This is a genomic window from Gluconobacter oxydans, assembly GCF_006539685.1.
GTDB lineage: Bacteria > Pseudomonadota > Alphaproteobacteria > Acetobacterales > Acetobacteraceae > Gluconobacter > Gluconobacter oxydans.
Genome location: NZ_BJNM01000020.1, coordinates 42,203 through 48,702 on the forward strand (window position 1 = coordinate 42,203; position 6,500 = coordinate 48,702).

A 6,500-nucleotide genomic window follows, 5' to 3' on the forward strand; every position below is an offset into this window, starting at 1 on the left:
TTCCGCGTCACTTCAGTTCGGCAGCAACGCCACGCGTCCGCCGGGCACAAACTCCACGACCCCGCCGAGCTCAAGCTCGGCCAGCGTCGCAAGCACTGCCGACACGGAGAACTGGCAGCGGCGCACCACATCGTCAACTGCTACCGGTGTTACAGACAGGAGGGAACAGACCGTCTTCTGGGCCAGATCCGGCTCAACCCAGTCCTCGCTGGTGGGGCTGCCCCAGGGCGTGGAAGGCTCGGAAAAGCCCGTCAAAGGCGGGCTGTGGGCGGATGAACGCTGCCAGGGCGCTTCCTCGCGCGGTGGAAGCGCCGAGGGCAGGACCTGAAGAATATCGTCAATATTTTCTGTCAGGGTGGCCTGGCCCGTTTTCAGCAACTGGTTTCCGCCCCGTGATCGCGGATCGAGCGGTGAGCCGGGTACGACGAGGAGTTCGCGGTTATAGGACTGGGCCAGATCGGCCGTGATCAGAGTGCCGGACCCGACAGTTGCTTCAATGATCAGGCACCCCAGCGAAATCCCCGCGATCAGGCGGTTGCGCCGTGGGAAATGGCGGGCCTGCGGAGCTGTGCCGAGCAGAGCTTCCGTCACCAGACATCCCCTTTCGGCGATCTGCTGCTGAAGGGAGGCATTCGCGGGCGGATAGACATGATCCAGCCCGCCCGCGATGGCCGCGACCGTCAGTCCCGGATAAAGAGCTGCCGCATGCGCCGCCGAGTCGATTCCCCGTGCCAGCCCCGAAACCACGCAAAGTCCCGAATGGGCAATTTCGGCCGAAAGGCTCTCTGCAATCCGGATTCCGGCCGCAGACGCATTACGCGCGCCCACAATTCCCACGGACCGCATTGAGAGTTTGCGAACATCTCCAAGTGTGAACAGGACAGGCGGGGCATCCGGGATGCAGGACAGGAGCAGCGGATAGTCCGCATCACCCCGCACGAGCATCTTTCCGCCCAGTTTTTCAAGGCGTTCCAGCTCATCCGACATGCGCGAGACGGTTGGAATGACAGGGTCTTCCCGGCGTCCCGCCCTGCGCATACGGCCGGGCAGGGCGGCAAGAGCAGCGCCCGCACTGCCGTACTGTGTCATCAGTCGCGCAAAGTTGATCGGGCCGACACCCGTTGTCCGCGCCAGACGCAGTATGTCGATTCGGTCTGTTGCGGGCAGGACGGGGCGCATGTCCGGAGAAGCTGTCATAGGGTATTTTCCTTAAGACAGATTTCTTAACGGACGCTTAAAATCTAGCGCCGGGATGCCTGGTCAACCTTCACGCGCGGTTCTCGTCCCGTCACAAGCCGGGCAATATTGCTGGAATGCCGGGCCCAGATCAGAAGCGAAATAAGAAGCGTCGCTACCGGAATGGGGGTGTGCAGCGGCCGTCCGGACAACAGCACCATCAGTCCCGGTGCCAGCAGGAATGCGGCCAGTGCTCCGGCCGAGGAAATCCGGCTCAGCCGTGCGACCAGCAGCCAGACCACGCAGCAGGCCAGTCCCACCGGCCAGCACAGGACCCAGATCGTCCCGAGCCCTGTTGCAACGCCTTTTCCGCCCCGGAAACCGAGCCAGACCGGGAAACAGTGCCCGATGACAACCGCTACGGCCGCCACGGCCATGGTGGTTTCGCTGGCGCCAGGAAAGAAAAACCGGGCGATCAGGACAGCCAGAGCCCCTTTGAGGGCATCCAGCAGAAGCGTCGCCGCTGCCAGGCCTCGACGGCCCGTACGCAGGACGTTGGTCGCACCGATATTGCCTGAGCCGATCTTGCGGATGTCGCCACCACCGGCCACGGCCGTCAGAAGCAGCCCGAAAGGGATGCTCCCGATGACGTAGGACACAAGAGACAGCAGGATCAGCTGTGCCTGAAAGCCGCTCATGAAGCTGCTCCCGCCCGTTCATCACCGGCCAGCTCATCCGCCGTGAAGACTTCCACGCCGCGTTTGAAGGTCCGCAGGACGCGGCCCTTCAGGTCTTTTCCATCGAAGGGCGTGTTCTGCGCCCGGCCCGGAAGGTTTCCGGCCACGACGGTCCAGGAGTCTTCCGGATCGAACAGGCACAGATCGGCATCGCTTCCAACCGCCAGCGTTCCGGCCTTGAGGCCAAGCAGTGCCGCAGGGGCCGAGGTCACCAGACGCAGGGCATCAATCAACGGTAGCCCAGCCCCGAGCGTGACGCCCAGAAGGGTGACCAGACCGGTCCCACCGGCTCGGGCCTGTGCAAATGGCAGTCGCTTGTCATCGGCATCCGCCGGTGCATGATCCGATGCTACGGCGTCGATCGTGCCATCCGCCAGCGCCGCACAGACGGCCTTGCGGTCCGCTTCGTTGCGCAGGGGGGGCGACAGTTTCGCATAGGTGCGGAAATCGCCGATATCGTCTTCGGTCATGGCAAAATAGGGCGGTGCCGTATCGCAGGTCACCCGGATTCCGCGGCTCTTGGCCTCGCGGATCAGGTCCAGCCCTTCTGCTGTCGAGACGTGTGCGAAATGCAACCGCGCCCCCGTCATGGCTGTCAGACGCAGATCCCGCGCGATCATGATGGCTTCGGCTTCTGCCGGAACCGAGGGTAGCCCCATCCGCACAGCCCGTGCTCCGGCCGTGGCGCAGGCGCCTTTGGCGAGAGAAGGTTCTTCCGGATGCTGCACCACGATGGCGTCGATGAAGCGCGAATAGGACAGCAGATTGCGCATCTGCTTGGCGTCCGAAATGGCCCGCGTCCCGTCCGTAAATGCCACGGCTCCGGCATTCTGGAGCAGGCCGAGTTCGGCCATTTCCCCGCCCTCGCAGCCACGTGTCAGCGCGCCATAGGGATGGATCGAGACCATCCCCGTCTCTTCGCCTCGGACGCGCAGGAGATGAACCAGCGCTGGATTGTCGATCGGGGGCGAGGTGTTGGGTAGGACCGCCATCGTCGTGATGCCGCCGGCCACAGCAGCCCGCGCGCCAGAAGAGACGCTTTCGCGATATTCCGATCCCGGCTCTCCAAGCGCCACGCGCATATCCACCAGCCCCGGACATAGAACGGCTCCTGCGCCGTCAATGACCCGTGCTCCTTCGGGAACAGAGCCGTCCTCGCAGGCGACGATCCTGCCCTGACGTACCACAAGCCGTCCGGTCTCATCGCGGCCCGAGGCCGGGTCGATCAGGCGGACATTTTCAAAAACGATATCACTCATGCCGGCATCCGTGCCCGGGACAGGCGGTCCAGAACCGCCATCCGCACAGCCACGCCCATTTCAACCTGTTCGGAAATCACGCTCTGATCCGAATCCGCCACGTCCGAAGCGATTTCCACCCCGCGATTCATCGGTCCCGGATGCATGACGAGCGCACCGGGTTTCGCCAGCGCCAGACGTCTGCGGTCCAGTCCGAAGAAGTGGAAATATTCCCGTGCACTGGGCACCAGACCGGCCCCCATACGCTCTTTTTGCAGGCGCAGGGACATGACGACATCCGCGCCTTCAAGGGCGCGGTCCATGTCGGAATACAGCTCGACATTGCCGAGTCCGGCCATGGCGCCGGGCAGGAGCGTTGGCGGTCCCGCCAGACGGACCCGGTTTCCGAACGCCGTCAGCAGATGAATGTTGGACCGTGCCACACGGCTGTGCCCGACATCACCGCAGATCGCGACTGTCAGGCCTTCAAGGCGGCCAAAATGACGACGGATCGTCAGCGCATCGAGCAGCGCCTGTGTCGGGTGTTCATGCGTACCGTCGCCAGCATTGACGACGCTGGCCTCGACCTTGCGAGACAGCAGGGCAGGAGCACCGGATTGCGCGTGCCGTACGACCAGCAGATCACAGCGCATGGCATTCAGCGTCGCCGCCGTATCCAGCAGTGTCTCGCCCTTGTTCACCGAGCTCGTGGCGACGGACATGTTGATCACATCCGCGCCCAGCCGCTTGCCCGCGAGTTCGAAACTCGTACGGGTGCGGGTGCTGTCCTCGTAGAACAGGTTGATGACCGTCCGCCCCCGCAACGCATCACGTGGCGCGGAACGCGAACGGCTCAGAAGCGCGTAGCTTTCCGCCAGATCGAGGAACGGTACGAGCTGTTCAGCTGACAGCCCCTCGATTCCCAGCAGATGCCGGGGGACGGAAGGCCGCTCAGGCATTGGCAGACCCGGAAGCCAGAACGGCTGCAATGCGGGCCAGGACCTCGTCCTGCCCCAGCGCCGACAACGTCAGGTCAATGCCGGGAGACGTCGTGGAGCCCGTCATGGCAGCGCGCAGCGGCTGGGCCACGGAGCCAAGCTTGATCTCGTGCTTCTCAGCATAGGAGCGCAGCGTGGCGTCAATGGCTTCGGGCGTGAAATCCTTGAGAGCGGCCAGCTCCTTGCCGACGCCTTCGAGAACCCTGCGTCCGTCCTCGCCGAGCAGCTTCTCGGCCTTGGGCGTGAAGGTCAGCGGCAGGGTGAAACCTGCGAAGGCCGCATTGTCAGCCAGTTCGACCAGCGTCTTGGCGCGTTCCTTGAGGCCCGGCATCATCGCCAGGATGCGCGCGCGGGTTTTGTCGTCCGTCACAACGCCTTCGCGGCCCTGAAGGCGCTCCATGACGTCATTCGTCAGGCGCTCGTCATCAGCCTGACGCATCCAGATTCCGTTGAGATGCGCCAGCTTGACGTAATCCATGCGCGACGGGGACCGGCCCACGCCGTCCAGATCGAACAGCTTGATCTGCTCTTCGCGGGAGAGGACTTCGGCATCGCCATGGCCCCAGCCGAGACGCAGCAGGTAGTTGCACAGGGCTTCCGGCAGATAGCCTTCCTCGCGGAAGTCTACGACCGACTGCGCGCCATGACGCTTGGACAGCTTGGCGCCATCCGGGCCATGGATCAGCGGCAGATGTGCGAAATGCGGCAGGTCCCAGCCCATGGCGCGATAGATCATGGCCTGACGGAAGGTGTTTGTCAGGTGATCGTCACCGCGCATGACATGGGTGATCTCCATGTCATGATCGTCGCAGACCACGGCATGCAGATAGGTTGGCGTTCCATCGGAGCGCAGCAGGATCAGATCGTCCATCTCCGCATTCGCCACACGGACTTCGCCCTGCACCAGATCCTTGATGACGGTCTCACCTTCGCGCGGTGCTTTCAGACGCACGACATAAGGCGCGCCCTCGGGGGCCTCGGACGGGTCACGGTCCCGCCAGGTGCCGTCGTAGCGGGGCGGGCGCTTCTCGGCCATGGCCTTCTCGCGCATGGCGGTCAGCTCTTCCGGCGTGCAGAAGCATTTGTAGGCCTGTCCCTTTGCCAGAAGTTCCAGCGCGACTTCCGTGTGGCGGTCCTGACGGGCGGACTGGAAAACCGGTTCCGCATCCGCCTCGATCCCCATCCAGGCCAGACCGTCGAAGATCACGTCCACGGCCTTCTGGGTGGAGCGTTCCTTGTCGGTGTCCTCGATCCTCAGGAGGAATTCGCCGCCGTGATGGCGGGCAAAGAGGAAATTGAACAGGGCGGCGCGGGCGTTGCCGACATGCAGCAGACCCGTCGGGGAGGGGGCAAATCGCGTACGGATGGTCATGGGGCCGTCATATCACGCTCTGCCCCGCGCTTCCATCCGCCAGCGCAGGGTCCGGTACAGGGCAGGTCCATATCCCGAACCCGTCCGTCAAAACGCCGTGTCTTACAAAAAGCTAAGCCTCTTCAAGCGCGTGTGATTTCCAGCCCTCTGCCGAACCTGCCTATCCTGACCTTCAATAGTGCAGGTGGTACCTTTCCAATGAACCGACGCGATTTCAACGCCCTGCTGGCAGGGCTGGGACTGACCTTCGGAGAGGGCAGGATCCATCACGCCAGCGCCACGACCTCCCGCGTGGACGTTTTCACGCTGCGGGTCAATGACTGGGTTCCGAACAATCCGGATCTCCCTGTCATCGTGTATCGCAACGCGCTCGAAGCCGGGCCGAACCGTGAGGCGGTGTACGAGGATCTGTTCGCCCATAACGGATGGCCGCCGCAGTGGCGGAATGGGGTTTACCCGTTCCACCACTATCACAGCCTGGGACACGAAGTTCTGGGCTTTTCCAACGGTTCCGCACGCTTGATGCTCGGAGGCCCCAAGGCCCGAACAGTCGAGGTACGTGGCGGGGATATTGCCGTGCTTCCGGCCGGAACGGGGCACTGCAATCTCGACTCGGACGAGGATTTTACCGTCATAGGCGCCTATCCGCCCAACCAGTCCTTCGACATCCTCCGTGCCGCCCCGACAGCGGAACAGCGCGCGCGTATCCACGGTCTGCCATTCCCGAAGACCGATCCGGTCCAGGGCGCAGCAGGTGTTCTCGCGCGGGAATGGCACCCTTCATGACGGCCTTTCCTCTCAGACGACGCCCTTTCCTCGCAGCGCTCGCGGGTCTGGGCACTGTCAGTAATGCCGGCGCGGTGGATTCCAACACGCAGAAGACGCGAATTGGCATCATCGGTACCGGCCATGTCGGCACGACGCTGGCTGAACTCTGGGTTCATGCGGGCTATCACGTCATGGTCTCGTCGCGCTCCCT

General features: G+C 63.6%; 7 protein-coding genes. 2 read left to right on the top strand and 5 right to left on the bottom strand.

Annotated features, from left to right (window positions below):
* Positions 1-12: 12 nt before the first annotated feature.
* From dprA to gltX, 5 genes are read right to left on the bottom strand one after another with little or no spacing between them, the layout of a single operon-like run.
* Positions 13-1,197, bottom strand: coding sequence for a DNA-processing protein DprA (gene dprA, locus GOX01_RS09320; protein WP_011252817.1), 1,185 nt, complete (start codon positions 1,195-1,197; stop codon positions 13-15).
* A gap of 44 nt (positions 1,198-1,241) precedes the next feature.
* On the bottom strand, positions 1,242-1,874 hold the full coding sequence (gene plsY, locus GOX01_RS09325) for a glycerol-3-phosphate 1-O-acyltransferase PlsY (protein ID WP_011252818.1): 633 nt from the start codon (positions 1,872-1,874) through the stop codon (positions 1,242-1,244).
* Positions 1,871-3,172, bottom strand: a complete 1,302-nt coding sequence (locus tag GOX01_RS09330) for a dihydroorotase (protein ID WP_011252819.1) — start codon at positions 3,170-3,172, stop codon at positions 1,871-1,873. Before GOX01_RS09330 ends, plsY begins: the two co-directional genes overlap by 4 nt.
* Positions 3,169-4,110: an aspartate carbamoyltransferase catalytic subunit gene (locus tag GOX01_RS09335; RefSeq protein WP_011252820.1), complete on the bottom strand. Its 942-nt coding sequence runs from the start codon at positions 4,108-4,110 to the stop codon at positions 3,169-3,171. Before GOX01_RS09335 ends, GOX01_RS09330 begins: the two co-directional genes overlap by 4 nt.
* On the bottom strand, positions 4,103-5,521 hold the full coding sequence (gene gltX, locus GOX01_RS09340) for a glutamate--tRNA ligase (RefSeq protein ID WP_011252821.1): 1,419 nt from the start codon (positions 5,519-5,521) through the stop codon (positions 4,103-4,105). The genes GOX01_RS09335 and gltX overlap by 8 nt, the downstream gene beginning before the upstream one ends.
* Before the next feature lie 198 nt (positions 5,522-5,719).
* On the opposite strand from gltX, the gene GOX01_RS09345 reads away from it, so the two are divergent.
* Together GOX01_RS09345 and GOX01_RS09350 are read left to right on the top strand one after the other, a co-directional pair.
* Positions 5,720-6,307, top strand: coding sequence for a cupin (locus GOX01_RS09345; RefSeq protein WP_011252822.1), 588 nt, complete (start codon positions 5,720-5,722; stop codon positions 6,305-6,307).
* On the top strand, positions 6,304-6,500 hold a 197-nt coding region (locus GOX01_RS09350), incomplete at its 3' end, for an NAD(P)-binding domain-containing protein (protein WP_170212321.1). The genes GOX01_RS09345 and GOX01_RS09350, both read left to right, overlap by 4 nt.